Raw genomic sequence first — 25,910 nt, 5'->3', positions numbered from 1 at the left:
TTGCGCATTCGGAGCCCAACCATTGAGCAATAAAGCCATATAACCATCAAAATAAGTAGATCTGCGTAAATTCAGTAACTTACATAACGCTGCCGTCAGTCAACCATTTATAAAGTAACAAAAAACCATCACTAAAGAGGCATTACTCAAAGCCCAATGATCTCTTTAACAAAATCTATCCTTTCAAACGTTCAAAGACTGAGATTGTTTTTCGTTCTATCGTATCAAAAGGCAACTTTTCTTTGGCAATGTACACAAATGCTATATACGCAATTTTATAACTTCCTGCTTCATCGTGCAGCAAGTGTTTGTTGAGGCGGTAGGCTTCTTTGAGCAAACGCTTGATGGCATTACGGTCTACGGCTCGTTTGAAGGTGCGTTTGGGTACAGTAAAAAGTACTTGGGGAGGAGTGTTTGAAGGGGTGGGGTGTAAAATATACTTGACCTTGATTGGATACACAAAGGCGTCTTTGCCTTTGGGAAAAAGAGACTGAATAATTTTTTTACTTTTAAGGCGCTCAGTTACGGGGAATCCAAATTTCATGGTGGGTGGGTCATAAAAAAAGAAGTTAAACCATCTGAGTGTTTGACAACAAACCAAAGGAGAAGAGTGTGGCTTGTAATGAACAGTTAGATAATTTAACTCCTTAGAAAATAAGATAAAAGTACATGGACTAAGAAAGATTAACGTTTAGTCTTCTTAACCACTCTCTTACCTCCTTTTAATAGAATTACGCTGTCGTTATGAGAAATACGACGCTCACCTTTATGGCGTCCCTCAGAAGATACGCTCAACTTCTTTCTACCTTTAGCTCTGCGACGTGATAATGTCTTCTGTCCATTCACGTCTTCCATGCGCGATCTAAAACCGTGCTTGTTTCTTCTTCTTCTATTTGAAGGTTGGAATGTTCTTTTCATTTTTCTAAACTACGTTCTTAATTTAAGGGTTGCAAATATAGTTGGTTATTTTTTGAACAGCAAACTTAGCCTTAATTTTGCCTCTAAAAATTTGCTCTTTGTAGGTTTTCTTTAAAAAAGAAAGAACAAAATCTATGGAAAACGCAAAAAACAAAGATATTTGACTCGAAATGCCTGACGTTTTTTTGAAAAAACTATTTTTTTGACTTTTGTTTTTTGCCATAAAGCATTTTCAACTCATTAACTTACCCCAAAGGTAAAAAATTAAGATTAATTGAATAATTGAACTGAGTATTGTAAACTAAACCCACATTGTAAAGTGCTAGAATTGAACACCATGGAAAATTTAAGGGTAAACCACATAAGACAAATCAATCGGTTTGTAGAGCACGCCTACCTAAATGACAACGACAAAAAATGGCAGTTTTTCTTTAGGTCTTATTTCAACCAATTGTATACCGAAATTCAGGGCATTTACCAAGATTGGTTTCCCCTTGCCAAGCATTACAACGACTATGAAATTACTGAGTATATTTTTCAGGGTAAACTAGAACGTAAAGAACTAAAAACCTGGATCAAATATGAATTGTGCGCTTTAATAAATATCATACACCAACTCAAAGCACAAATGGACGAGAATTATACAACACTCCCTGCCAAAGAACAAAACCAAAGCCAGGAACAACTACAGGAATTGCTTTACGAGTTTACGCTTTTTTTTGAGTTTGCCTACAATGTGGTGGTAGAGCGTGCCAATAAGTTTTTTGGGCAAGGCAAGAAATCGGTGCTCGACGCCCGCGAAGTACACACTACCCACGAGCTGCACCTGCGCGAAAAATCTTCAAAGAGGGAAAGCATCGGGGAGCTTAACCCTCGGTCGGCTCAGGTAATACTGCTGCGCGAATCGATGAAAAAGTGGGTCAAAGATGTGTTTGGGATCAATTATATCACTGACTTGCAAGGCAATGTGGTAAAGCTGGAACCTGAGCTGTTGTTTGACCTGATAGACTCAGACAAACAAAATAACGAGTTTCCAGTAGACAAAAAGTTTATTAAACGCATTTATCATTGGACTACTCCCGACCTACAAGCCCGTATTCTTGCCTATACCTGGGAGATAGAGTGGGCAAAAAAAATCTTAAAACCCTTGTACAACCCTCGCAATATTCGAATCAAGCTTGACTTTTATGACAATATTCAACAGTTGTTGCGCAAAACTTTGCAACGCGACGATATTTTATTACACCGCATTCATAGACCAGAGGCCATTATTGTAGGATAGGCTTTAGCCATAAGCAATAATGCACCTAACTTAAGTAAAAAAAGGTGGCTGTTCCAGACAACCACCCACCTTTATTGTTCTCATACAGCCTTTATGTTGTAGCATCAGAACGCAACCAAGCCAAGGCAGGGTCTCGGTCTTGAAACTGCCGCATATTAGACGAAGTCTCGTCTCTTTGCTCTAACACTCCAGTAGATATTTTATCAACGGTGAGTTCCATAAACAAACTTTCGGGCATTATAACAGCCGTTTTTATAACGTTACCAGCATACCCTCTTCTCACCATTTCGTCTATAGTCCATTGTTGATCATCTGGGGCAATCATTCTTTGTTTGCGGCTGTCGAAACACCAACTTTGGACTTTTTTTTCTACCGTCAAATCATAAAATTTCATGAGAGTATTCTTAAACCCATCTCCTTTTACAAATTTGTTCCAAGTAAGCATAAGAATCGACGAATTCTCGTCGAACTCCATCAATGCATACTCGTTTTGATAGCATACTTGCATATTTACTTCCTTTTTTTGATAAATTATTGAACCTGAAATAAGTTTTAACGGCTTACATAGTGAGGCAGATTAACGAAGTGCTTATTTTTTTTGTAACAAAAAAGTTAAAATTCTGGGAATATTTTTGCGATCGTCATTGTCAAAGTGTTCTTCAAATTCTACAATATCTAACTGATGTAGCTTTGCCAACTTAAAAAAATCGGAGGTATGGTGAGTGAAACAAATCAACTCTTTAGTGCCCTCAGGCGTTTCGTAACGGGCTTTGCTCCCCATATACTGTTTAATAGAATGCAACTCACCTATATAAATATACCCTCCGGGTTTTAGTACGTGTACCGCTTTAGAAAAAATGGCTGAAATATCTTCAATGTGCTCCAACAGTAGGCTAAAAGTGATCAAGTCACAGGGTCTTTTTACAAAACTCCAGCCTTGGGTAATGTCTGCCTGTACAAAATTTACCTTCTCACTTTGGACCTTTTCCCGGGCTTTCTCCAGCATTCTCTCCGACAAGTCTACTGCTGTCAGGTGTTGGGCTTGGGTAAGCAACCAGGCCGTATTTTTGCCCGTGCCACAGCCCAGCTCCAGGCAATTGTTAAAAGTAATATCTTTGAGCGTACAACGCATTGCTATTCCTTCCATATCACGGGTATGGTTGTGATTCGTGTCATATTGGGCAGCCCAATCGTTGTAAGCATCTTTTATTTCATTGTTTTGTTGTTCCATTGTTTTGTTGTTTTTATTATTGAATGTATATATTCCAAATCAGTCAAGAGGGGGGCTGTGGCTCAGTTTGGTACTGCCTGAGAAAGTTAGTAAGCTCACCCAAAGCAACTGTGATCGTTTTGCAAACCTCTGACCATATCGTCTTATTTAATCGAGTCTCTCTAAAAAAAGTCCCCTCAAAACACGCATCATTTACCAAGCTGTTTTGAGGCATTCGTGCCAAACAATTGAAAAGACCGCAAAAGATGTCTAATATTGCAAGCGAATGTCTTTGTTCAAATTAATACAATAAAGAAGTTATACAATGGTTATAGAACCTCGAACTCGCGGATTTATCTGCTTAACGGCTCATCCCAAAGGATGTGAACAAAACGTAATCAACCAAATTAACTATATTCAATCAAAAGGTACCATAGAAGGGCCTAAAAAAGTATTGGTGATAGGTGCCTCTACCGGGTTTGGACTTGCCTCAAGAATTACTGCCGCCTTTGGCTCGAATGCTGCAACCATTGGGGTATTTTTAGAAAAGCCCGCCAACAGAGGTAAAACGGCTTCTGCCGGATGGTATAATAGTGCTGCCTTTGAAAAACAAGCCCAGGCTGCCGGACTATATGCCAAAAGTATCAATGGAGATGCTTTTTCGAAAGAAATTAAACAACAAACCCTAGACCTGATCAAAGCCGACCTCGGGCAGGTAGACCTGGTAGTGTACAGCTTGGCTTCTCCGGTGCGTACCCACCCCGAAACCGGAGTAAAGCACCGATCTTCACTTAAGCCCATTGGACAAAGCTTTGCCGATAAAACAGTCGATTTTCACACAGGAGTGGTATCTGAGGTAGCCATTGAACCTGCCAACGAAGACGACATAGCCAACACCGTGGCAGTAATGGGTGGCGAAGACTGGGAAATGTGGATGGACGCCTTGCAAAAAGAAAACCTCCTTGCCTCTGGCGCTACTGCTGTAGCTTACTCTTATATTGGACCTAAGCTTACCGAGCCGGTATACCGCAAAGGGACTATAGGGCGCGCCAAAGATCACCTCGAAGCCACTGCTTTTACCATTGCCGACAAACTCAAAGCCATTGATGGCAAAGCGTATGTATCGGTTAATAAAGCTTTGGTAACTCAGGCAAGTTCGGCTATTCCGGTCATTCCTTTGTATATCTCTTTATTGTACAAAATTATGAAAGCCGAAAACATTCACGAAGGCTGCATAGAACAAATGCACCGTTTGTTTAAAGACCGCCTGTATAACAACAAAACTGCCACAGATGCGCAAGGACGTATCAGGGTTGACGACTGGGAAATGCGTGAAGATGTGCAGGCTCAAGTAGCCGAATTATGGACAAAGGTTACCACCGAAACTTTGCCAGCGTTGGGCGACCTGAAAGGTTATGCCGATGATTTTTTTAACTTGTTTGGGTTTAGAATAGAGGGTGTAAATTACGAAGAAGACCTGAACGAAGTAGTAGAGATTCCTGGCTTGCAATCAGTGATACCTTCAAACTAGGTCACGAAGCTTTTTTTAGGGGTTTGGCTTTGCTAAACCCCAATACTAATATCCAGCAGCAAGTGCCCTAAAACCTGCATAAAATAAGAACTTTATGGATAACAATAACGTATTGCAACGTATTCGCTATATTTTCGATTTTAGCGATGACAAAATGATTCGTATTTTTGGACAAGCCGACCTTGAGGTAACCAGGGCTGAAGTAAGCAACTGGCTAAAAAAAGAGGAAGATCCTGACTATGCTATGCTCAACGACAAGCTATTGGCTACTTTTCTCAATGGTTTGATCAACGACAAGCGAGGGAAGAAAGAAGGAGAACAACCTAAACCAGAGAAGCGGCTGACCAATAACCTGATTTTGCGCAAGCTAAAAATAGCTCTTGAACTCAAAAGTGAAGACCTGTTGGAAATGTTAGAGTTGGCAGGGTTCAAACTAAGTAAACATGAGTTGAGCGCGTTTTTTCGCAAACCCGAACAAAGACAGTATCGGGTATGCAAAGATCAGGTATTGCGTAACCTGCTAAAAGGCATGCAACTAAAGTACCGCCCCGAACCGAACGAAAGCAAAACAGAAGAAGCTTCGTGAGCAGACTATAAAACACAGGAGGGAGCCTTAATGCCCCTCTCCTGTCCATCACTATTTTCTTAGAGGAATCGTGACCGTTTGCAATACCTTATTTTGTCGTCCTTTGATATGCCCCACTACCTTGGGTGACTCACCAAAATAAAACTCAAATACACCAAAGTTCAGTGCAATCATCAATTCACCTTCGCGGTACCTGTTTTTTTCGGTTGCCTTCCGTCTCCAGGTGTGGGTAAGCCCACTAGAAGTGATTTCGTATAAAGGATAACTGAGGTTGCTGGCTTCATATTTAGACACTTCGGCAATGTGGCGATCACCACTAATGAGCACCACATTTTTTACTTTAGTTTTGGCTACCAGATCAAAAAAACGCTGGCGTTCTTTCGGAAAATTTGCCCATTTCTCAAAACGATGCTCATCAGGTATAAACTGAATACTACTGCCAATGATATTTACATCTGCCAAACTGTTATTCAATTCGTTTTCAAGCCATTGCCATTGGGTTTTGCCTAGCATAGTGCCAGTAGTGTTTACCTGATATACTCCATTTACTCGTTTGAGGGTGCCACGAAAGTAACGGGTGTCGAGCAAAATCACTTTTACAGTATGCCCGCCTTTGGTCATTGTATAGCTATTATATACTCCCTCTTGTTGGCGTATTGGTGAGTTGGCGGGGTATTTCAAAAAATCCAGCATCAACTGTTGGCTTTCTTTTTTCTTTGGAAACTCCTCTCCCCCATCATTTATTCCATAGTCGTGGTCGTCCCAGATGCCTATTACTTTTACCTGCTCAATCAGCTTTTTATACCCTTGGTTGCGCAACTGTTGGTCGTACTTCGACTTCATCAATTCCATATTTTGGGTATCGCCATAAATATTGTCGCCCAACCATACCCACAATGCAGGATTATTTTGGGCAATGTCTTTCCAAAGCGGTTGTGCCATATATTGCTTGTTGCAAGAGCCAAAAGCAATGACCAGATCAGCTTTTTGTTGGTTGGAAGAAGACTGGTTTGATGCAGGCGTTTTTAACGCTTCTTTTTGGGCGCAAGCCTGAGTCAATGCTCCCAGAGTGATTGTTAGCAGTACAATTAATCTTTGTATCTTTTTCATTTAAACTACCATCTTTTGTGAGCAACAAAAGTAGACACAAGCAGCCATAAACCTTAAGCAGATCAGTAAATTAATTATGAAGTTATCGCGAACCAAATCCTTATTATAGCCTTTCTGCCCACTGATTTCCTCGCAAAAAAATGAGGTGACTACAACTATCCGCCATTTTCACGATTTGCCAGAAACCACAACCGAGCTTTTCGCGAGCTCAACGTAGTTAATTCACCCAAATGAATGCCAGGCTTACAACGCCCTAAGCAAGTGATAGCAGATGTAGTTTTGAGCCTTATGAATTAAAACACTCCGCCATAATAAAAAAAACTCATGGCTAAGAGGTAGAAAGATTGCCAAAAGAAAGTTACTTTGCCTGCTTGTTTTAATTACGCTGACCATGAATTATCAAACAATTTTAGACGAGATTCAACAAACCACCAAAGGACAAGCTTTTGGAGGAGAGGTAGCCTCTTATATTCCCGAATTGGCCAAGGTAGACCCACATAAGTTTGGCATGCATTTGTGCTCTTTGGAAGGAGGGCAATATGGCGTAGGTGATAGTGAAGAGAAGTTTTCTATTCAAAGTATTGTCAAAGTGCTCTCGTTGGTGTTTGCCATTGCCAAAATCAACTATACCAATGAGGTAATCTGGAGCCGGGTACAAGTAGAGCCTTCTGGCAATCCGTTCAATTCGTTGGTGCAAATAGAATACGAACGAGGTATTCCCCGTAACCCTTTTATCAATGCAGGAGCATTGGTCATTGCCGATATACTGGTAAGCCATTGCGACGACCCCAAGGCCGAATTTATTGAATTTATACGTACCCTTGCCCACAATGCCAATATACACTATAACGATACTGTGGCAGCGTCTGAGCAAAAGACTGGCTACAGAAACCGGGCAGTAATTAACCTGATGAAATCGTTTGGCAATATTAAAAACAAAGTAGACGATGTACTTAGTTTTTATTACTATACTTGTTCGCTTATGATGACTTGCCGAGAACTTGCCCAAACTTTTTTGTTTTTGACCAATCAAGGCATTACCCTGCCGGGGAAAGAGGTAATACTCACAAAATCACAGTCTAAACGCATCAATGCTTTGATGCAAACCTGTGGTTTTTATGACGAAGCCGGCGAGTTTTCGTTTAGGGTGGGATTGCCCGGCAAAAGTGGCGTGGGTGGTGGCATAGTGGCAGTACATCCGGGCAGCTACAGTGTGGCAGTATGGAGCCCCCCGCTTAACGCCAAAGGTAACTCTGCCAAAGGAATGAAAGCCCTTGAAATGTTGACTACCAAAACGGGACTATCTATTTTTTGATTTTTGACTACTCTCTTAATATTATTCACTATGGACAAGTTTACCCAAAAGCTCAGCCAATGGTCTTACCAGCGTCAGGGGCTGTTACGCCCCGATCGCAGTCTTATAGAAGCCCTCCACAAGGTGGTGGCGGTATACAGCGCTCACCCATCGGGTCCTTTATCGCTTTGGGCAAGGGTAGCGCATTTTGACAAGCAAGAGTTTATCAACCTCGACCAACATCAGTTAGCAGTTCGTTTGCCTGCCATGCGTTTGTCGAACCACCAAATGCCTGCTGCTACTGCTCCTTATCTAATAGCGGCCACCTTGCCCGCCAAAAGCAGCAACGCCTGGGCAAAACGCTACGCCCAACGAGGGCTTGCCGATGCTGACTACCAACAGTGGAAACTAGAGATACTCAAGCTCACTACTGCTCCACAAACTGCTAAAAAGCTAAAATCTCAAATCACATTTGATGCCGACCAACTTAAATTTGTGCTCAATCGTTTGTCATACGAGGGCGATTTGCTACGTATTGGCAGCCAAAGCCTGCGCTCAAACATTATTGCGTATGTAGCCACCACCCACTGGATGAACTGGTCGGAGGATCACCTGACCCGACTGACTCAGACAGCAGGACTACAATGGCTCGCCAAAGCATACTTCAGCGCGTTTGCCCCAGCCAGGGTCAAAGATTTTCAATGGTGGGCAGGCATCAACGCAGGACAAGCGCAAACAGCAATCAAGACTTTAGACGCAATACAGTTGCCCAACGACTACCTGATACTTGCTGAAGACGCTCAAACTTTTGAGCATTTTGAGCCAACACTATTTGCCCAAAACACCGTGGCAGTACTGCCACAGTGGGACAGCTACTTGATGGGCTATGCACCTGACGGCAGGGCACGCCTGGTAGCCGACGAGCACTTGGCTAAAGTATATGGTAAGCTGGGCGCTACCGGAGGCAATGCCTTGGGAACACTATTGGTCAATGGTGAAGTGAAGGGTATATGGAAACACAAGTTTAAAGGTACCCAAGTACAATTTGAGTCCCAATTTTTTGACAAGCCAACCGCCCAGGTCACTCAAGCGGTACACGCACAACTCAATGAAATTGGTGCCTTGATGGAAGCAAATAAAATAACCATTACATAAACCAACTACTCTACCCAGCTTTTTTTGCACTGTTCCCAGGCTCTGTGATGGGGCGATTTAGCTTTGCTGAGCACCGATATTCATCGGCATCTAAGGACTCGTAAACTCGGTTGTGAAAACACAAACCGAGGCGAAAAAATAGTAGGGTAGCGTATAAATCAACTTATTATTATGGGAAAAATGTTTGAACAAATCCAGGAAGCTCACATGGATTTTATTGCCCAACAAAAAATGTTTTTTGTCGCTACCGCCGGAGACGATACTTCGGTAAACCTATCGCCCAAAGGCATGGACTCGTTTAAGGTGGTTGATACCCAAAAGGTAGTATGGCTCAATCTGACCGGAAGCGGCAACGAAACAGCAGCACATTTGCTAGAAAACAACCGAATGACGATTATGTTTTGTGCCTTTGAAGGCAACCCGCTCATCTTGAGGTTGTATGGCACAGCCAAGGCATTGTATAAGGGAGATGAAAAGTGGAATAATTATATAAAAATATTTGGAAATCCTATGGGTGCAAGGCAAATTTTTGAAGTTGCTATTCAAAGGGTGCAAACTTCTTGTGGGTTTGGGGTACCTTTGTACCAATATGACCAACAACGCACCTTACTGCCTCAATGGGCAGAAAAAAAAGGGCCAGATGGAATCAACGAGTACTGGGAAAAGAAAAACATGCAAACCATAGATGGAAAGCCTACCGGAATGAAAACATAAAGTTCAATATATTAAACTTTAAGTGTAATAATTTTATCAAAAAAAGCAGGTTTTGTTTAAAAACCTACTTTTTTGATAAATATAGCACATCAAATACTTGCCAACTCTACCGCAAGCTCTGCCCCCAAACGGGCATTATGGTAAACCAACTGCTGGTTTGCCTCCAGGCTTTCGCCTTGAGTGAGCTCTTTGATCCTACTTAACAAAAATGGAGTAACTGCCTTGCCTCTAATATTTTGCCGGGCAGCATCTTGCAAAGCATCTTTGGTTACTTCTTCGAGCTGTTGGTGATCAATTTCATACTTTGGAGGAATAGGATTGGCAATGATCATACCTCCCTCAAGCCCTAAATCCCACTTGGTTTTTAGTGCTTTGGCCAACAGTTCTACATTTTCTACACGATCTATTCTGTAACTGCTTTTGGCACTATAAAAAGCAGGAAACTCGGCAGTTTGAAACCCCACTACAGGTACTCCTTGGGTTTCGAGATACTCAAGGGTGAGCCCCAGGTCAAGTATAGATTTAGCCCCGGCACATACCACAGCTACATTGGTTTTCGCCAATTCGGTCAAATCTGCCGATATATCCAAGGTATTTTCTCCATTGCGGTGTACACCACCAATACCCCCGGTGACAAAAACCCGAATGCCTACCCAAGAGGCAGCCAACATAGTAGCCGCCACCGTAGTGGCTCCATGCTGTTTACGGGCAATCACCAGGGGCAAGTCCCGGCGACTCACTTTGATTACATTCACTTTCTCTGAAGCAATCAGCTCCAGATCGTCGGTATCTAATCCTATTTTTACTTTCCCATCAATGATGGCAATTGTTGCGGGCACTGCACCTGCTTCTCTGATAACTTTTTCGAGCTGCCAGGCAGTTTGCTTATTTTCTGGATAGGGTAGCCCGTGGGCTATAATGGTAGACTCAAGCGCCACTACAGGTTGTTTGGTTTCCAGGGCTTCTGCCACTTCAGGGTGAATCAAAAGGTGTTCTTCCATGGGAGTATTATATAAACAAAAAATTTAAAAATAGCTTAGTAAAACAAAAAGCAAGTTACTTTTTTAGTCAAAAATAACCATCTTTGAGTACTAGTACTCTAATTTTTTACCTGTGCTCCCTTACTATTTTTCACCTTGCCTACTTTAAGTTTATCCTCAAAAGCGGGAGACCTTGGCAGAGCAGCCCACTAAAAATAATTATTCGAAGAAAACCCTTACCAGGTAATTTTTCTTGAAATCTTTACAAAAAAAACCTTTATCAAGCAAATAAATAACCTAAAATAACATCAAGAATAGCGTCTTTTATACCCAAAGGGGTTAGTTTTTCTTTAAAAACAGTTAAAAAACTTACAACTTCAAAAAAAAAATGAGCAATAAAAGAATATTAATTCTGTAAAAGAACGGCAATAAAGGAGAGAATACAGAAGGGAGAGAAAAATAGGGGCAAAAAAAAATCGGTGTAGAATAAACTACACCGATTTAATAGTTTGAGTGTGTGTGTAATTACATCCCAAAAGGATTACCACCTACTGGCTTTCCGCCTGGTAATACGTTACCATTGTCACCTTGAAGGTTTACAGTAGTAGACATTACTTTACGGCCACCTTTAACAGTAGATAGTTGATCAGCAGATAAGTGATTGCCCTTGGCAAGCTTATCTAACGATAATATAGCCTTTGTTCTCATTATGATTTTGGGTTAATGTAAGTAATAATATATATCAACAAAAGTATAGTACAATGTTCGGTAGTTAAAACGTTTCTTGTATTTTTTCTTACATATACTATTCTCTTCCAATATTATTGTTTTAAGTCTTTTAATATTTTTACGACACCTTTTACCAAACACTTTATCAAACAGGTCATGTGGTAGTTTCTTCATAACCAATTTATTTGATATTGGAGTGTGGTCACCGCTTTTTGTTAGGAAATGAGGAGCATTGAGCAATATATATTGCACATATTCAAGGTAGACTTATACATATTCAAAGAATTTTATTTTATCTTTCAGAAGAAAAAAATTCCTTTGATGAACGTTTCATTAAAATTTAGTAAAAAAGACTCATTTATACCATGATCAGATTAGCTAAGAAAGAAGATTTAGGCGCAATCAATGAGATTTATAATTATGAGGTAGCCCATTCTATTTATAATGTAGATACTCGCCCGGTTACTCAGGAAGAACGCTTGCTGTGGTACGAAAACCACCCCAAAAACGAACTGCCTATATTGGTAAAAGAGGTCAAAGGAGAAACCATTGCCTGGGCTTCGTTGAGCCAATGGACTACCCATGGGGGCTATAGTAAAACAGCTGAAGTAGCTATTTTTGTGGCAAGAAACGTGCACCGTCAAGGCTTGGGCAAAGAGCTGCTCAGAAACTTAATAGAAAAGGCCGAAACGTTGGAATACAAATCGCTTGTATCGCGTATTGTTGCAGGTAACACCCCCAGCATTAAGCTACACCAACTATTTGGCTTTAAGTATGTAGGAGTTATGCGTAGAATTGCCTGCAAGCTCGACCAATGGGTAGACGTACAGATTTGGCAAAAAGACTTGTTTATATAAGGTTGAAAAAGCAAAACATAGTAGCTGATATAGGATAATACAGAAAAATTATTCGTTCATCGGCCACTATGTTTGCTCGCTTATGTTTACCTGCTCAAACCTATTTAGGTTTTTTCTTTCTACACTCACAACCATCACACTCGCAACAGTCTAAGTTGCAGCAATCTGAATCACAGCAGTTGCAACCACTGCAATTGCAACAGTGACAGTCACAACCATCGCAGTCACAATCACAGTCATTTTTTACAACGATCACCTCCTCCCCTTCAAATAAAAATTGATTGCCGATAAAGTCCGGTTTAGCATTTTTCACCTGGAGTTCCATTCTCCGCAAAGAAGCATTGAGTGCCTCAGAAAAATTTGAATGAATGACTTGTTCGCTCAATAACTGGGTTATTAAATCTCTTACTTTGAGCTTTTCCCGGTTAAACTGTTGGCGAAGGGTATAGTAAGCCTCATCCCAACCAATTTGTTGATGCTTGACTGATGAAATAATAGGGTTGTATTGATTTTTTGCAATATCTTTGGCAAGATCTAACAAGTGATCGGTAAGTAAAATTAAAATACCACTGTGGTAAAACAATTGAGCAATGCGTTCCAGTTGATGGGGTGCTATGCTGGCGTGTGCTCCTATGGCAAGGGTAATCTGACGGGAAAGCTCACCCGACTGTTGGCATAGTTGCTCAAAGTGGGGGCTGTGGGTTTGGGTCAGCTTTAAGTAATGTTGAATAGTTTGCTGAAAGTCAAGAGAGAGGTGGTCTAACAAAGGGGACGTTTTTTTATGCAGATGCCTACGCAACAAACCTTTAAAAAAGTTTGGCTGATCATACGCCCAGTCGGTTACCTTGAGCCAACCCAACAATACCGACAGTTGAGCTGCCATATCTACTGCCGGATGCAATGTAACCGGGTTCTTTTTGGTAAACCCTGTTGCCGGACAACGGGTTTGCAGGGGTTTGTCTCTGGTAGGCAGTGGCGCCTGAATGTAAGGCTGCAAAGCCAGCAAAACCAGGGTAAGTTCATTGTTGATAAAAAAAGTATAAGAAACATTGTTTTGTTTTCTTAAACTTGCACAAATGGAACAATAATAGTTCTTGTATGCTCTCTGTGATACTGAAGGCAAACCACAGGTAGTAGGTTTTAGGTGTCCTAACATAATGTAGTGTAATGATTAGGCATACGCCTTTGTTTTTGATTGGGTTTGGTGACTTATACTCACAACACAAGTCACTTGGTTATAAGTGCTCATAGGTTTGTTTTATACAAAAAACTATTTTTGTATTGTTGAGCTTACGCTAAAGATAAAAAATATTATGGATTATCAATTAAGTTTTTTGAAGGAAGAAGACTACCCTTTGTTATTTCAAACATTTCAGGATGCATTTGGCGACTATGGAGTAGATATGGACTACATGGACGAAGATATGCTGTATAATCGCTGGATTAAAAATCATGTGCAATACAGGGCTTCGGTAGGGGTTTGGGAGTTTAACCAATTGGTTGGTTTTACTATGGTTTCAACCGATGTATGGCAAGGGGTACCCTCAGCATTTAATGCCGCCACTGGCATTATAGAACGTTATCGCAACCAAGGCATTGCAGGAGAGATGATTGACTTTATCACGCCTAAACTCAAAAAAGTAGGTATCCAAAACTTATGGCTTGAAGTGTTGCAAAGCAACGAAGCTGGAGTAAAAGCTTACCAAAAATCGGGGTTTAAGATTCAGCGTAACTTTAATTGCTACACGCTGGCACATAACAAGTACCAATCGCTCACTGCTACTCACACTGCGCTCGAAATAAAAGAGATAAGTGTAGAGGACATCAAAACTTGTCGTGCCTGGTTTGCCTGGCAACCCTCTTGGGAAAACTCTACCGCAGCAGTGCAGCGTATTCCTGACAAGAAGGTAATATTGGGCGGTTTTCTGGACAACGAGCTAGTGGGCTATATTGCTTTTTACCCCGCTTTTCAGCAAATAATGCAACTGGTAGTAGTACCACTTCAACGCAAAGAAAACATAGCTCATACTTTGCTACAACACCTGGTGACACAAACTGCCCAGGAACTGGACAAAATCCACTATACCAATGTAGATGAATCGGACGAGTCCACCAATAAATTTTTGAAAAAGGCAGGGTTTGAGTTGGTGGCCAAACAGTACGAGATGGCGCTCGATCTTAACGAAAAACAGTTTTGAAACTGCACTGATATGCCGCACAAAAACCTACTACTCATTTTTACTAAAAATCCTATCAAAGGCAAGGTAAAAACCCGCCTTGCCCAAAGTGTTGGCGAAACCAAAGCCCTGGAGGTATACCAATACTTGCTACAACACACCCGCAAAGTAACCCAATGCCTTGACGCAGATAAAGCCGTTTTTTATGCCGATTTTGTAGCCTCTAATGATGAGTGGCACCACCACGATTACCAAAAGTTTGTCCAACAAGGTGATGACTTAGGCATACGTATGGGCAATGCCTTTCGGCAAGGGTTTGCGCAGGGCTACCAACACATAGTCATCATTGGCAGCGACTGTGCCCAAATTACCTCAGAAATTATTACAGAGGCTTTTGTTGCGCTCACCACCCACGATGTAGCCATAGGTCCGGCAAAAGACGGGGGGTATTATCTGTTGGGTATGAACCAACTGCATGCGGAGGTGTTTCAAAACAAAACCTGGAGCACCCCTACAGTACTTGCCCAAACCCGGCAAGACTTCGAAAATATGCAAGCCACCATATATACGTTGCCTCAATTATCGGACATAGATACAGCCGCTGATTTGCAAACTTTGCCCCCAAACGTGGTGGACTTTTAGAGAAGTGTTGTGGTTGGAGAGCTCAATGGTTAAAACCCGCCAACTATTGGGCAAAGTACCCTACAAAAGCACTTCTTCAGACGCCATGGCTGCTACTACCCCGTCCCAAAGTTTGATACGCTTGCGCAGAGCTTCCTGGGCAATATGAGAGGCTTCGTTCCATTTATCGTGATCATTGCCACAAAGTTGGTTAACCATTTGCAACGAAAGAGGGCCGTGTTCATCGCCGTCGAGCTCGATATGCCGATTGAGGTAGTACAGTAGTTTGTTGTAGACGTTACCGTGGGTGTCGTTGTGCTCAGACTGGTTTACTATTTCTACAAACATATCAGGAATCAATTCTTCCCGCCCAAATGTAAACACAGCCGCCACCAGGTGGGGTTGATTGGTAGAGATCACTTCAAAGGTAAACTGCACAAACTCTTTGACCGATGTAGGCACTTCGAGTTGGGCGAGTGCCAACTCTACCGAATAGTTATTTTTGATCAGGTTTACAAACCCTTTGATAAGGGAGGTGTTGGCTCCCACTTGCTCCATGGCATCAAGGTACATTTCAAAATGGCTTTTGGGTTCACCCGCTTCATTTACGTCACTTTCTTCGCCCCATACTATTTCGTTGATAAACCTCGCCAATGTAGCATTTTGGGCGGGCACCCAGGGGGTATGCAAACAGGTAAGCTGAAGCTGAAGTGCCTTAAGCAATGACATAAAGTCCCACACGGCAAATACATGGTGTTGCATAAATACTTGAATGTCTTTGATCGTAGCAAGCTGAGTATATAGTTGATGTTCAACCAGTTGTTTTCTCAAATCACTTGTTTCTTTTTCAATTAACTCTATACCTTTCATTTTGTGTTTTATTCTTTAGCTTCGATAAATTATACAAATGTACAGTATCAATAATAAAATGTGATACTTTTTTGTTTTATCGCATGGCTTATGTAAGTTTTTTTGCTGGAGCACAATATTGCCCTGCCAGGTTGCCTTGGCACTCTCCCACTCCTTTGCTTGTTCAGTTCACCTCCCAATTTGTTCAATTCAGGTACTTCAGAGTTTTTTTGCGCCTACCAAATTCGGTTCTTGCACCCAATATTGACATCAAAAGTTCATTATGAAGCAAGTGCTTTTGATTAGCAGTTTAGTGGTTATGAGCGTTTTTGGTTACGCTCTGTCAGGTGCCAGCAAAGTTTTGTTGGTGCCTGGCTTAATCAGTTAAACAAGCTTTTGTTAACTATAAGGTATTCTCTCTATGCCCCAAACCTGGGTAAAACTATCACCATACACCATGAAATTACTCGCAAGTATGCTTTTTTTCGGTTGGGCGGTATTTGGGCAAACATTAGGATTTGCCCAACCCAACCCACCTATAGTACTTCGTTCGGCAAGTCAAACCATACAACTTGCCCTAGAGCAAAGCCCCGACCTGCGTATTTATCGGCTCAAGCGGCAACAAGCTGCCATGGAGCACAAATTGTCGAGGAGTTTTATACTGCCTACCATTACAGGGAGCGTTGGAGCCCAAAAAAACATCCACTTACCTGTGACCCCTGTACCGGGCGAAATATTTGGGCAACCAGGGCAAACCATACAAGCACAGTTTGGCCAGCAATACAACTACAATGCGGGCATATCTATCCAGAAAAACTTTTTGGATTGGCAGGCTATAGTAAAATCGAGGGTGGCAAAGATCCAGGTTGAAATTAGCGAGGGTGAAGCAGGGGCATTCAAACAACACTTGACTGAACAGGTAGCCTTGTATTACTACACGATTTTGATTACTCAAAAAGCAGCAACCATTTATGCCCAGGATGTAAAACTTGCCGATAGTACGCTCTTGTTGATCCGGCAAAAATTTGCCCAGGGGCTAGTCAATCAATTGACGGTTAACCGGGCAAAAATACACGCCAACAACACCAGACAAAACAAACAAAATAACCAGCGATTGTTTGATCAGTGCCTTTATCAGCTCAAGCCATTGCTTGGGCTAAGCACTGATGCCTTATTGAATATTCAAGGGAAAGCCATCCCTATGCCTCCGGCTTTGCCTGCGCTTCAGGCTGACAAGGCTTTGCGGGTATACGCCCTCAAGCGCAAGCAAACCGCCATGAATGTAAAGCTACACAAAGCAAGCTTTACCCCCCGACTCTCCTTCTATAGTTACTTTGGCAAACAACAATTTAGCAATACCGATCAGGTATCGTTTGACAACAACGCCTGGAGCAACTACAGCTATGTAGGGCTTAATTTGTCGGTACCAGTGTTTACGGGACTGTCGCGGCTGAAGCAGCTCAAAATAGCCAAAATATCGCACGAAAGTGCCCAGGAGGTATGGCAGCGGGAGCAGCAAAAAACCGCCAATAAAGATCAGTGGCTATTGACCAACTACCAACACCATCGAACTTTGGCAAAGACTGCCCACAGCACTTTTAAACTTACCCAAAGCAATGTCACCCTTGCCCGGCAACAATACCGCCAGGGGTTGATTGATTTGCCTCAGTATTTTCAGGTTTTTGATGAATACCTGCAGGCTGAATCGGCTTATTTGAATGTACTCTCTAAATGTTACAGCAATTATGCAACGATCTTATCCCGAAAATAACCCTTTCAAGCAATTGACCCATTGGACGCTTGTATTTTGCTGCCTGTTGGCGGGCTGTAAACAACCCAATGTAACCTCGCCCAGGCGCACCAACATTGTAGATGCAGTGTTTGCCAGCGGGCACATTGCCAAAGACCATGAGTATTTGGTAGCCGCCAATACCGAGGGTTACATTGTCAAGTCTTTTGCCCAGGAGGGCGATAAAGTAACCGCCAATATGCCTTTGTTCCAATTGTCGAACGACGTGCAATCGGCAAGGCTGGACAATGCCTTGGTAAACTACCGCGACGCCAAAGAAAAGCTACAACCTTCGTCGCCGCAATTGATGCAACTGCAAATACAAATAGCTCAAGCAAAAGCTCAGCTCAAGCTGGACGCTAAAAATCTGGAACGCTACACACAATTGGTAGAAACCAACGCGGTGTCGCAGCTGGAGTATGACCAGGTAAAGCTTAAATACGACGCCGCTAAAAATAATGTGGCTTTGTTGGAAAAATCGCTCGATAACCTCAAAAGTTCGCTTCAACTACAGTTAGAAAACGCCCAAAGCCAGTTAAAAATTCAGCGTGAAAACCACAACGATTATTACCTGAAAGCTACTACTGGGGGGGTATTGCTTAAGCTGCTTAAGAAAGAAGGCGAATTGGTAAGGCGAGGACAACACCTCGCCAAGATAGGCAGCGGCCGCGAGGTAATTAAACTGTATGTGGCAGAAGAAGACATTGGCCGGGTAAAGGTGGGGCAAATGGCTAAAATATCGTTGAACACGCATAAAAACGAGGTGTTTGACGCCAAGGTAACCAAGGTATACCCTGCATTTGACGACAAGGAACAATCTTTTTTGGTAGAAGCAGTTTTTTTGAGCAAACCGACGGTGTTGTTGGCAGGTACTCAGCTTCAGGCAAACATTGTGGTAAACAAAAAACAACATGGGTTGACGATTCCTGCGGCTTTTTTGCAAAAAGGCGACCGGGTAATATTGGCTGACACCAAAAAAGAAGTAAAGGTACAGGTGGGCATACGAAACAATGGCTGGGTGGAGATAACAAAAGGCATTGATGAGCACTCCCGCATTGTAGAAAGTAAATAGGGCAGACTATGATTCGAAAAACGAACTTAAAAATTGTTTTTGCTCACCTCACATCGCGGGTCAAACAAACGATGGTGGCGATTTTGAGCGTGACGTTTGGCATATCGATGTATATTTTTCTAAACAGTTTTATGAATGGGGTCAATGGTACCCAAACCGAACTGGCCTTTAGCACTTTGGCGCACATAAGGGTATACAATGACTTGCCTGAAGACAAGAGTAATTTGCTGGCGGGTAGTTTTGACCAACCTACCGCAGTCAATATTCGCAATGCACGGGTGATTCAATACCGCGAAGGAATCAGAAACTCTGCCAAGGTGTTGCATACTTTGGCTGCTCTACCCGACATAAAAACCTATACCCCACAGGTAAACATCAATGTGTTTTTTAGGAATGGGGCAAGTCAGGTAAACGGACTGTTGTCGGGAGTGGAGGTGTTGAGCGAGGAGGCACTTTTTAAGCCTTCGCAATATATGGCAAAGGGCCAATGGAACAACTTGGGCTACCGTGCTGACGGTATTGTATTAGGCAAGGGCTTGGCAAAAAAGCTAAGTGTAAAACTGCACGATAAGGTAATGGTGGCTACTGCAAGTGGCATTACACGTAGTTATGAGATCATTGGCATTATTGAAACTACGCTGGCAAATGTAGACAATGCCAAGGCTTTTATCAAAATTGGCGCAGCAAGGCAATTGTTGTCAAAAAATGCGGGCTATGTAACCGACATACAGGTAAATATTGGAGACTTTGACCAGGCAAGAAGGGTGGCAGACAAACTGAGTCCTTTGGTAGACTTTAAGGTAGAGCCCTGGCAAGAGGCCAACGGGCAACTGGATGCCGCCAACAGCCTAAGAAATATTTTAGCGGTAGCAGTGTCTTTTACCATTTTGCTGGTGGCGGGGTTTGGTATTTATAATATTATGAATATGACCGTAAATGAAAAGATCAGAGAAATTGCTATTCTGAAGGCGATGGGGTTTAACGGTAGAGACATTATAGAGATTTTTCTGACGCAATCGGTGATCATAGGTATGCTGGGTGGCGTTGTGGGTATGGCGCTGGGCAATGTTATTTCGCGCATTGTCAACCAAATCCCTTTTCAAATAGCAACCCTCGAAACCCTGCCCATTGCTTACCAGGTCGAAGACTATATCATGGCATCGGTTTTTGGCTTGTGTACTACTTTTATTGCGGGTTACCTTCCGGCAAGAAAAGCGGCAAATATAGATCCGGTAGAAATTATCAGAGGATAAACCACATGAAAAGTTCAACAACAAACCACCTGGCGCTTTCGACCCAGGCAATTAGCAAATACTTTTATCAGCCCCGTACTTTTCAGGTACTCAAAGAAATATCTTTCGATGTGCAAAAGGGGGAGTTTTTATCTTTGATTGGCAAGTCGGGGTCGGGCAAGTCTACCTTGCTGTATGTGCTCTCTACGATGGATACCAGCTACGAGGGAAAGCTTGCCATTAATGGGCAAACCCTGACTGGGAAAAGCCAAAACGAACTGGCAGCCTTTCGCAACGAACACATCGGTTTTGTGTTTCAGTTTCATTACCTCTTGCCCGAATTTACGGCTATAGACAATGTGATGCTGCCTGCGCTCAAGCTGGGCAAAAAAACCAAAGCGGAGATTAAAAAAAAGGCGCTGGAAAACCTGGAGATATTAGGGATCGCAGAGCAAGCTACCAAACCCGCCAGTCAGTTATCGGGTGGGCAACAACAAAGGGTGGCTATAGCCAGGGCGCTCATCAATGATCCGGCGGTGATTATGGGCGATGAGCCTACGGGCAATCTGGACTCTAAAAACACTAAAATTGTATTTGATATTTTCAGGCAACTGGCGCGCGAACACGGGCAAACAATTATTGCGGTTACCCACGACGATGATTTTGCGGCCAACTGTGATCGCATTATTGAGTTGTCGGATGGGCGGTTGTTATAGTGAGTGGTTGTGAACTGTTAGCCCCAAGGGGCAAGTCCTTAAAAGTGTTGGTATCCCACCCAAGAGCGGGATAACCATCACATCAATAAAACAACTCTATCTCACTTTATTATCTTTCACCCTGCTTCTACTACTTAGATAAAAAACAGGGCAGGTTAAACGCTGAGCCTGAATGCTTTAAGTGCTAGCATCCCACCCAAGAGAAGAGCGGGATAACCATCACATTAATAAAACAACTCTCGATCGTTTTATTATCTTTCACCCTGCCTCTACTGCTTCGGTAAAAAACAGGGCAACCTAAATTCTGAACCTGAATGCTTTAAGTGTTGGTATCCCACCCAAGAGAAGAGCAGGATAACCATCACATTAATAAAACAACTCTCTATTTTCACAATGCCCCTACTGCTTTGGCAAAAACGGGGCAACCTAAATTCTGAGCCTGAATGCTTTAAGTGTTGGTATCCCACCCAAGAGAAGAGCGGGATAACCATCACATTAATAAAACAACTCTCGATCGTTTTATTATCTTTCACAATGCCCCTACTGCTTTGGCAAAAACGGGGCAACCTAAATTCTGAGCCTGAATGCTTTAAGTGTTGGTATCCCACCCAAGAGAAGAGCGGGATAACCATCACATTAATAAAACAACTCTCTATTTTCACAATGCCTCTACTGCTTCGGTAAAAAACAGGGCAACCTAAATTCTGAACCTGAATGCTTTAAGTGTTGGTATCCCACCCAAGAGAAGAGCAGGATAACTATCACATCAATAAAACAACTCTCTATTTTCACCCTGCCTCTACTGCTTCGGTAAAAAACAGGGCAACCTAAATTCTGAACCTGAATGCTTTAAGTGTTGGTATCCCACTCAAGAGAAGAGCAGGATAACTATCACATCAATAAAACAACTCTCTATTTTCACCCTGCCTCTACTGCTTCGGTAAAAAACAGGGCAACCTAAATTCTGAACCTGAATGCTTTAAGTGTTGGTATCCCACTCAAGAGAAGAGCAGGATAACCATCACATTAATAAAACAACTCTCTATTTTCACAATGCCTCTACTGCTTCGGTAAAAAACAGGGCAACCTAAATTCTGAGCCTGAATGCTTTAAGTGTTGGTATCCCACCCAAGAGAAGAGCAGGATAACTATCACATCAATAAAACAACTCTCTATTTTCACCCTGCCTCTACTGCTTCGGTAAAAAACAGGGCAACCTAAATTCTGAACCTGAATGCTTTAAGTGTTGGTATCCCACCCAAGAGAAGAGCAGGATAACCATCACATTAATAAAACAACTCTCTATCGTTTTATTATCTTTCACAATGCCCCTACTGCTTTGGTAAAAAACGGGGCAACCTAAATGCTGAGCCTGAATGCTTTAAGTGTTGGTACCCCACCCAAGAGAAGAGCGGGATAACCATCACATTAATAAAACAACTCCATCTCACTTTATTATCTTTTACACTGCCTCTACTGCTTCGGTAAAAGACAGAGCAGGCTCGCCCAATACTTCGTATAACTCTTGAGCCTGAAACTTTTCTTCAAAGCTTTCGGAGTAACGCAATACATCTCCTAAGAAACCTAGCTCAACTTCTGGAATGGGAGACTCTACTACCTGTACAGGTAAGTTTTTGGCTGAGACATATTTTTGGGCAGCTTCAGTGTATGCTATGGGCTCTTTTCCCTGTAAGGCAAAATCTTTGTCAAAAGCGTCTTTGTTGCCTATAGCCTTAAAAACATAGGTTGCCAGGTCTACTGTGTTGGTCCAGTACATAGGCGCCTTGTGTTTGCCAAATATAATCAATGACTCACCCTGCACAAACCAAGGAATGGCGTTGATAAACCAGGTAGCATTGAAGGTAGTCAATGGAATGCCCGCTGCTTTGATAAGGCTATGTCCTTGTTGCCTAAGCACACTGCCTGGGTGCCTGGTTTTTGAGGGGTGAAACTCAGGGTGCAACGTACCTAAGTCGGCAATTTTAATAATTTGTTTAAGCTTACCTTTGGCAGCTTTTAGTATGTTTTGCACACCGTGCAGTTCTGCTACAAATTTTTCACCTGGTACGGGGGCTCCCAGGTTCAAGTACAAATATTCGGTACCTTGCAAGGCTGCTTCTAAACTTGCTACGTTTTCTAAGTCTCCAAAAACAATGTCTACAGCTGGGGGGAGTTTTTCTCTGGCGCCGATTACGTCTCTTACTACTGCTTTGATGGCAACTCCTTTTTCTAATAATTCGTTTATTACAGGTATGGCCAATTTTCCGGTAGCGCCAATAATGGTCAACTCTTTCATGTTCATGTTCAGTTAAAAAATTATGATGATTTAAATTACTTTTGTGTTACAAAGGAAGGCACTATTATCTGTATTTGAAAGTAGTTACATTTGCATCCCATAGTGACATAAATGTTACTATTGTTGATTTTCAAATTATTAAAAATGAAAAAAAATGAAAAAAAAATGGTCCCTTAACGAGAAGTACACTGAACTACAGGGTTTATACAGTACTTATCAGATCTGTCCTTTATCTGTCACGCTCAATGCGATAGGAGGTAAATGGAAACCTGCAGTATACCGCGTGATTTCGCTGGGTGTTAATCGATTTGGTGAAATGCACCATGCCCTGGAGGGCATAAGCAAGCGCATGCTTACCCGTTACCTGAGAGAAATGGAAGATGATGGAATTATACACAGAGAGGTGTTTCCGGTGGTGCCTCCCAAAGTAGAGTATAGCCTGACTGACTTTGGCAAAACTCTTAAGCCTGTATTTGCCGCCATTGAAAAGTGGGGGCTGGAGCATGGCGACAAAACCGACACTGCACCAGACGAGCAAGTAGAGTAAGCCTCACCCAGGTGCTTTGGTGAATGACTTATACTTTTTTTCCATTGATGGGTACTGCTTGCAACCTTGGCAAGCTATACTTCTTATGTTTTTTGATTAGTCAAACCCGTGACGGTTTCCCTGACATGCTACGCCAAAACAATAAGCTTTTGCCCTCTAATTTTTTTTCAAAACCAAGCCTGTGACAGATTTTGGCAGGCATTAACGTTTCTTAGCATAACGGACTGCATACCTAACCAAATGTGAAGTAAATCCAGTTTAAGCTTAGATTATTCTCCCATCAGGAAGTACCCTCGCTTCCTGGGCAGTACCTTCACCTCTTGTATTTTGGGATTTTGATGGTATCTTAATCAACCCATAAAAACACGATCTGAAGCGAGGACGGTATTTTTTGGATATATTTTCTTCGTTAGTATGTAAGGCATTATTCCAAAATTCAAAAACTAAACAATCAGCTGCCCGAAGGCCTGCTTAGACAGAAAAAATCCCCCATCATACTAAAAAAGCGATGATGGGGGAATAAGTAAATCATTGGTCAGAACTTATCATTGCATTGCCCAGCAATTGAGCAACACAATACAAAAGCTATGCTGATTCGTCAGTTTGTGTCTGGTCGTTTACCTGGTGCATATACACCTCTTGATGAGGGTAAGGAATGCTGATGCCTTCTTTGTCGAAGGTTATTTTTACTTTCTCTTTCATATCAAAGTGTACCCCCCAATAGTCGGCTTTTTTTACCCATACCCGCATTACGAAGTTTACTGAGCTGTCGGCAAGTTCAGACACTGCCAAAAATGGCTTGCGATCGGTCAGGATGCGCTCATCTTCTTCGATCAATTTCATCAACACGCTCTTGGCTTTGCTCACGTCGTCGTCGTATCCAATGCCAAACGTGAGGTCAACTCTACGCTGAGGCTCTATAGATACGTTGACAATGCTGGCGTTTGCCAACCCACCATTGGGTATATAAATTGTCTTGTTATCGGGAGTTTTCAAAATAGTACAAAAGAGACGGATTTCTTTGACTGTACCAGAATTCCCTTGGGCAGTAATGAAATCTCCTACACTGAAAGGGCGAACAACCAGGATAACCACCCCTCCGGCAAAGTTGGACAAGCTCCCTTGTAATGCCAAACCTATGGCAAGTCCTGCGGCACCCAACATTGCTATAAAAGAGGAAGTTTTGACTCCTACAATGGTGGCTACACTAATAAATAAGGCCGCTTTTAAGGCAAATTTTACCAGGCGTGTCAAAAAAGTTTTGACGGTTTCATCCATCTCTTGTTTCTTCAGACTGGCTTTAAAGAGTTTGGCGGCAAACTTGACCACCTGAAGACCAATAATTAATGTAGCAATTGCCAGCAGAATTTTTGGGGCATATTCTACGGACATTGAATAAAACTGATTAAGATATTTTTCCATGTTTCTTTAAAAAATAATAAGTGTTTAATTTGATTGTGAGTAAAGGTAAAAAAATAAACCAAGCAATCGTTTTCAGTCAATGCTTTGTTGTTAGTAGCCAAGGTTGTTTGGCTAAAATTTAACCATCAGCCCTATGTCTAGTACATGCTTGAATTGAACCGCCTGAATGTTGCGCCCATCGGCTTGCTCAATCAATATGTCATTGTCATAAATTAAGTGGGTACCAAAACTGGCGCTAAAGAATTTGTTTACCTTAAATATCAGGTTGGTGGTCCAGTTAACATCTATAAACTGGGTAGTTTTATAGTTGGCAAACAGGTTAATGAAGGTGTCAAAAGTGATATTCTCCATCAGCTCCAGGGTAAGTTTTCCGGTAAAGTCTATCCCTAGCTCATTTCTTATGTTTTTGCCAGGCTCTACTCCAAACGCCCCTACACTAGACAAAGAGTCGTCTAATACAATGGTGATCTTATTGGCCACGGGTGATAGTACCGCCGAAAGTATTTTGTTTTGGTAACCAATACCTATAGTGGGGAGTATATAGGCAGGTGAGAAAAAATCAGAAATTCTCTGATCGATAGATTCTTTGCCCAGGGAGTCTACTTTGTAGGTGTACCCCGGCTGAATTTGGGTAGAAAAATTGATCGCTGTCGAAATGTTCCAACTCTCGGTAAGTTTGTACCCATACTTGCTCATCATGGAGAGTTGATCTTTGGTTTTCTTAAACAAACGATCGCCGTCTCCTACCCTGGCTATCCCATAATCTACATGAAAGTTGTTGTCCCAAATGCTTCGCTTGGTTTCGCGCTTGGCATTAAAGTTT

The 25,910-nt window shown here is 42.2% G+C and carries 25 protein-coding genes and 1 pseudogene; 14 read left to right on the top strand and 12 right to left on the bottom strand.

Translation table 11 applies throughout. The features are described 5' to 3' along the window. Nucleotides 1-175 precede the first annotated feature (175 nt). Both M23134_RS35615 and rpmH read right to left on the bottom strand, forming a co-directional pair. On the bottom strand, nucleotides 176-544 hold the full coding sequence (locus M23134_RS35615; protein WP_002705434.1) for a ribonuclease P protein component: 369 nt from the start codon (nucleotides 542-544) through the stop codon (nucleotides 176-178). 221 nt (nucleotides 545-765) lie between these two features. Further along, nucleotides 766-918: pseudogene (rpmH, locus tag M23134_RS35610) on the bottom strand (50S ribosomal protein L34); the annotation flags it as partial. Nucleotides 919-1,255: 337 nt separating this feature from the next. Between rpmH and M23134_RS35600 the strand changes: the two are divergent. After that, nucleotides 1,256-2,200 (top strand): hypothetical protein, encoded by a 945-nt coding sequence (locus M23134_RS35600; protein ID WP_002705430.1) that lies wholly within the window; start codon nucleotides 1,256-1,258, stop codon nucleotides 2,198-2,200. Between the two features lie 91 nt (nucleotides 2,201-2,291). On the opposite strand, the gene M23134_RS35595 is transcribed toward M23134_RS35600, so the two are convergent. Further along, nucleotides 2,292-2,708 carry a hypothetical protein gene (locus M23134_RS35595; protein ID WP_045114992.1) on the bottom strand — a complete coding sequence of 139 codons (417 nt, stop codon included), beginning with the start codon at nucleotides 2,706-2,708 and terminating at the stop codon, nucleotides 2,292-2,294. Between the two features lie 81 nt (nucleotides 2,709-2,789). After that, nucleotides 2,790-3,431, bottom strand: a complete 642-nt coding sequence (locus tag M23134_RS35590) for a class I SAM-dependent DNA methyltransferase (protein WP_002705426.1) — start codon at nucleotides 3,429-3,431, stop codon at nucleotides 2,790-2,792. Between the two features lie 304 nt (nucleotides 3,432-3,735). On the opposite strand from M23134_RS35590, the gene fabV reads away from it, so the two are divergent. Together fabV and M23134_RS35580 are read left to right on the top strand one after the other, a co-directional pair. Continuing rightward, nucleotides 3,736-4,941, top strand: coding sequence for an enoyl-ACP reductase FabV (fabV, locus tag M23134_RS35585; RefSeq protein ID WP_002705422.1), 1,206 nt, complete (start codon nucleotides 3,736-3,738; stop codon nucleotides 4,939-4,941). Between the two features lie 94 nt (nucleotides 4,942-5,035). Beyond that, nucleotides 5,036-5,527, top strand: coding sequence for a YehS family protein (locus M23134_RS35580; RefSeq protein ID WP_002705420.1), 492 nt, complete (start codon nucleotides 5,036-5,038; stop codon nucleotides 5,525-5,527). A gap of 51 nt (nucleotides 5,528-5,578) precedes the next feature. Here the strand turns inward: M23134_RS35580 and M23134_RS35575 are convergent, their stop codons facing one another. Further along, nucleotides 5,579-6,637 (bottom strand): alkaline phosphatase D family protein, encoded by a 1,059-nt coding sequence (locus M23134_RS35575; RefSeq protein ID WP_002705418.1) that lies wholly within the window; start codon nucleotides 6,635-6,637, stop codon nucleotides 5,579-5,581. A gap of 391 nt (nucleotides 6,638-7,028) precedes the next feature. Between M23134_RS35575 and M23134_RS35570 the strand changes: the two genes are divergently transcribed. The 3 genes from M23134_RS35570 (at nucleotide 7,029) to M23134_RS35560 (ending at nucleotide 9,800) form a co-directional block, all read left to right on the top strand. Continuing rightward, nucleotides 7,029-7,952, top strand: a complete 924-nt coding sequence (locus M23134_RS35570; RefSeq protein WP_002705416.1) for a glutaminase — start codon at nucleotides 7,029-7,031, stop codon at nucleotides 7,950-7,952. Between the two features lie 30 nt (nucleotides 7,953-7,982). Continuing rightward, nucleotides 7,983-9,086 carry a DNA glycosylase AlkZ-like family protein gene (locus M23134_RS35565; protein ID WP_002705414.1) on the top strand — a complete coding sequence of 368 codons (1,104 nt, stop codon included), beginning with the start codon at nucleotides 7,983-7,985 and terminating at the stop codon, nucleotides 9,084-9,086. A 171-nt stretch (nucleotides 9,087-9,257) separates the two neighbouring features. Then, complete coding sequence (locus tag M23134_RS35560; RefSeq protein ID WP_002705412.1) at nucleotides 9,258-9,800, top strand: pyridoxamine 5'-phosphate oxidase family protein; 543 nt, start codon at nucleotides 9,258-9,260, stop codon at nucleotides 9,798-9,800. Nucleotides 9,801-9,889: 89 nt separating this feature from the next. Here the strand turns inward: M23134_RS35560 and M23134_RS35555 are convergent, their stop codons facing one another. Both M23134_RS35555 and M23134_RS35550 read right to left on the bottom strand, forming a co-directional pair. Further along, on the bottom strand, nucleotides 9,890-10,801 hold the full coding sequence (locus M23134_RS35555; protein ID WP_002705410.1) for a pseudouridine-5'-phosphate glycosidase: 912 nt from the start codon (nucleotides 10,799-10,801) through the stop codon (nucleotides 9,890-9,892). A 504-nt stretch (nucleotides 10,802-11,305) separates the two neighbouring features. Next, entirely contained in the window at nucleotides 11,306-11,488 is a 183-nt protein-coding gene (locus tag M23134_RS35550) for a hypothetical protein (RefSeq protein ID WP_002705408.1), read from the bottom strand. 386 nt (nucleotides 11,489-11,874) lie between these two features. Here M23134_RS35550 and M23134_RS35545 point away from each other — a divergent pair, with 386 nt between their 5' ends. Next, complete coding sequence (locus M23134_RS35545) at nucleotides 11,875-12,366, top strand: GNAT family N-acetyltransferase (protein ID WP_002705406.1); 492 nt, start codon at nucleotides 11,875-11,877, stop codon at nucleotides 12,364-12,366. Nucleotides 12,367-12,466: 100 nt separating this feature from the next. Here the strand turns inward: M23134_RS35545 and M23134_RS41610 are convergent, their stop codons facing one another. Continuing rightward, the gene (locus M23134_RS41610; protein WP_002705404.1) at nucleotides 12,467-13,522 is read right to left on the bottom strand and encodes a DUF5685 family protein; all 1,056 of its coding nucleotides are present in this window, start codon (nucleotides 13,520-13,522) and stop codon (nucleotides 12,467-12,469) included. Between the two features lie 157 nt (nucleotides 13,523-13,679). Here M23134_RS41610 and M23134_RS35535 point away from each other — a divergent pair, with 157 nt between their 5' ends. Both M23134_RS35535 and M23134_RS35530 read left to right on the top strand, forming a co-directional pair. Continuing rightward, entirely contained in the window at nucleotides 13,680-14,564 is an 885-nt protein-coding gene (locus M23134_RS35535; protein ID WP_045114991.1) for a GNAT family N-acetyltransferase, read from the top strand. Between the two features lie 12 nt (nucleotides 14,565-14,576). Continuing rightward, nucleotides 14,577-15,185 carry a TIGR04282 family arsenosugar biosynthesis glycosyltransferase gene (locus M23134_RS35530; protein WP_002705402.1) on the top strand — a complete coding sequence of 203 codons (609 nt, stop codon included), beginning with the start codon at nucleotides 14,577-14,579 and terminating at the stop codon, nucleotides 15,183-15,185. Nucleotides 15,186-15,245: 60 nt separating this feature from the next. Here the strand turns inward: M23134_RS35530 and M23134_RS35525 are convergent, their stop codons facing one another. Next, the gene (locus M23134_RS35525; RefSeq protein ID WP_002705401.1) at nucleotides 15,246-16,034 is read right to left on the bottom strand and encodes a DUF3050 domain-containing protein; all 789 of its coding nucleotides are present in this window, start codon (nucleotides 16,032-16,034) and stop codon (nucleotides 15,246-15,248) included. A 436-nt stretch (nucleotides 16,035-16,470) separates the two neighbouring features. Between M23134_RS35525 and M23134_RS35520 the strand changes: the two genes are divergently transcribed. The 4 genes from M23134_RS35520 to M23134_RS35505 are packed head-to-tail and all read left to right on the top strand — an operon-like array spanning nucleotide 16,471 to nucleotide 20,822. Then, a complete protein-coding gene (locus M23134_RS35520; RefSeq protein WP_198145138.1) occupies nucleotides 16,471-17,784 on the top strand; it encodes a TolC family protein in 1,314 nt (437 codons plus the stop codon). Continuing rightward, nucleotides 17,759-18,874, top strand: a complete 1,116-nt coding sequence (locus M23134_RS35515; protein WP_002705399.1) for an efflux RND transporter periplasmic adaptor subunit — start codon at nucleotides 17,759-17,761, stop codon at nucleotides 18,872-18,874. Before M23134_RS35520 ends, M23134_RS35515 begins: the two co-directional genes overlap by 26 nt. 8 nt (nucleotides 18,875-18,882) lie before the next feature. Beyond that, nucleotides 18,883-20,127 (top strand): ABC transporter permease, encoded by a 1,245-nt coding sequence (locus M23134_RS35510; protein ID WP_002705398.1) that lies wholly within the window; start codon nucleotides 18,883-18,885, stop codon nucleotides 20,125-20,127. Nucleotides 20,128-20,132: 5 nt separating this feature from the next. Beyond that, complete coding sequence (locus M23134_RS35505; RefSeq protein WP_002705397.1) at nucleotides 20,133-20,822, top strand: ABC transporter ATP-binding protein; 690 nt, start codon at nucleotides 20,133-20,135, stop codon at nucleotides 20,820-20,822. Nucleotides 20,823-22,284: 1,462 nt separating this feature from the next. On the opposite strand, the gene M23134_RS35495 is transcribed toward M23134_RS35505, so the two are convergent. After that, nucleotides 22,285-23,124 (bottom strand): SDR family oxidoreductase, encoded by an 840-nt coding sequence (locus M23134_RS35495; RefSeq protein WP_045114989.1) that lies wholly within the window; start codon nucleotides 23,122-23,124, stop codon nucleotides 22,285-22,287. 148 nt (nucleotides 23,125-23,272) lie between these two features. Between M23134_RS35495 and M23134_RS35490 the strand changes: the two genes are divergently transcribed. Beyond that, a complete protein-coding gene (locus M23134_RS35490) occupies nucleotides 23,273-23,665 on the top strand; it encodes a winged helix-turn-helix transcriptional regulator (protein ID WP_002705390.1) in 393 nt (130 codons plus the stop codon). Nucleotides 23,666-24,250: 585 nt separating this feature from the next. Here the strand turns inward: M23134_RS35490 and M23134_RS35485 are convergent. After that, the gene (locus M23134_RS35485) at nucleotides 24,251-25,087 is read right to left on the bottom strand and encodes a mechanosensitive ion channel family protein (protein ID WP_002705388.1); all 837 of its coding nucleotides are present in this window, start codon (nucleotides 25,085-25,087) and stop codon (nucleotides 24,251-24,253) included. Between the two features lie 111 nt (nucleotides 25,088-25,198). Beyond that, nucleotides 25,199-25,910, bottom strand: a 712-nt coding sequence (locus tag M23134_RS35480) for a DUF3078 domain-containing protein (protein ID WP_045114988.1), incomplete at its 5' end; no start/stop codon positions are given.

The organism is Microscilla marina ATCC 23134 (genome assembly GCF_000169175.1).
GTDB classification, from domain to species: domain Bacteria; phylum Bacteroidota; class Bacteroidia; order Cytophagales; family Microscillaceae; genus Microscilla; species Microscilla marina.
This window is presented reverse-complemented; position numbering and strand designations above follow the sequence as displayed.

Bases quoted from the DNA above. Each gene is read 5' to 3' on its own strand.
- M23134_RS35615 (WP_002705434.1), bottom strand. From the start codon at position 544: ATGAAATTTGGATTCCCCGTAACTGAGCGCCTTAAAAGTAAAAAAATT.
- M23134_RS35600 (WP_002705430.1), top strand. From the start codon at position 1,256: ATGGAAAATTTAAGGGTAAACCACATAAGACAAATCAATCGGTTTGTA.
- M23134_RS35595 (WP_045114992.1), bottom strand. From the start codon at position 2,708: ATGCAAGTATGCTATCAAAACGAGTATGCATTGATGGAGTTCGACGAG.
- M23134_RS35590 (WP_002705426.1), bottom strand. From the start codon at position 3,431: ATGGAACAACAAAACAATGAAATAAAAGATGCTTACAACGATTGGGCT.
- fabV (WP_002705422.1), top strand. From the start codon at position 3,736: ATGGTTATAGAACCTCGAACTCGCGGATTTATCTGCTTAACGGCTCAT.
- M23134_RS35580 (WP_002705420.1), top strand. From the start codon at position 5,036: ATGGATAACAATAACGTATTGCAACGTATTCGCTATATTTTCGATTTT.
- M23134_RS35575 (WP_002705418.1), bottom strand. From the start codon at position 6,637: ATGAAAAAGATACAAAGATTAATTGTACTGCTAACAATCACTCTGGGA.
- M23134_RS35570 (WP_002705416.1), top strand. From the start codon at position 7,029: ATGAATTATCAAACAATTTTAGACGAGATTCAACAAACCACCAAAGGA.
- M23134_RS35565 (WP_002705414.1), top strand. From the start codon at position 7,983: ATGGACAAGTTTACCCAAAAGCTCAGCCAATGGTCTTACCAGCGTCAG.
- M23134_RS35560 (WP_002705412.1), top strand. From the start codon at position 9,258: ATGGGAAAAATGTTTGAACAAATCCAGGAAGCTCACATGGATTTTATT.
- M23134_RS35555 (WP_002705410.1), bottom strand. From the start codon at position 10,801: ATGGAAGAACACCTTTTGATTCACCCTGAAGTGGCAGAAGCCCTGGAA.
- M23134_RS35550 (WP_002705408.1), bottom strand. From the start codon at position 11,488: ATGAGAACAAAGGCTATATTATCGTTAGATAAGCTTGCCAAGGGCAAT.
- M23134_RS35545 (WP_002705406.1), top strand. From the start codon at position 11,875: ATGATCAGATTAGCTAAGAAAGAAGATTTAGGCGCAATCAATGAGATT.
- M23134_RS41610 (WP_002705404.1), bottom strand. From the start codon at position 13,522: ATGTTAGGACACCTAAAACCTACTACCTGTGGTTTGCCTTCAGTATCA.
- M23134_RS35535 (WP_045114991.1), top strand. From the start codon at position 13,680: ATGGATTATCAATTAAGTTTTTTGAAGGAAGAAGACTACCCTTTGTTA.
- M23134_RS35530 (WP_002705402.1), top strand. From the start codon at position 14,577: ATGCCGCACAAAAACCTACTACTCATTTTTACTAAAAATCCTATCAAA.
- M23134_RS35525 (WP_002705401.1), bottom strand. From the start codon at position 16,034: ATGAAAGGTATAGAGTTAATTGAAAAAGAAACAAGTGATTTGAGAAAA.
- M23134_RS35520 (WP_198145138.1), top strand. From the start codon at position 16,471: ATGAAATTACTCGCAAGTATGCTTTTTTTCGGTTGGGCGGTATTTGGG.
- M23134_RS35515 (WP_002705399.1), top strand. From the start codon at position 17,759: ATGCAACGATCTTATCCCGAAAATAACCCTTTCAAGCAATTGACCCAT.
- M23134_RS35510 (WP_002705398.1), top strand. From the start codon at position 18,883: ATGATTCGAAAAACGAACTTAAAAATTGTTTTTGCTCACCTCACATCG.
- M23134_RS35505 (WP_002705397.1), top strand. From the start codon at position 20,133: ATGAAAAGTTCAACAACAAACCACCTGGCGCTTTCGACCCAGGCAATT.
- M23134_RS35495 (WP_045114989.1), bottom strand. From the start codon at position 23,124: ATGAACATGAAAGAGTTGACCATTATTGGCGCTACCGGAAAATTGGCC.
- M23134_RS35490 (WP_002705390.1), top strand. From the start codon at position 23,273: ATGAAAAAAAAATGGTCCCTTAACGAGAAGTACACTGAACTACAGGGT.
- M23134_RS35485 (WP_002705388.1), bottom strand. From the start codon at position 25,087: ATGGAAAAATATCTTAATCAGTTTTATTCAATGTCCGTAGAATATGCC.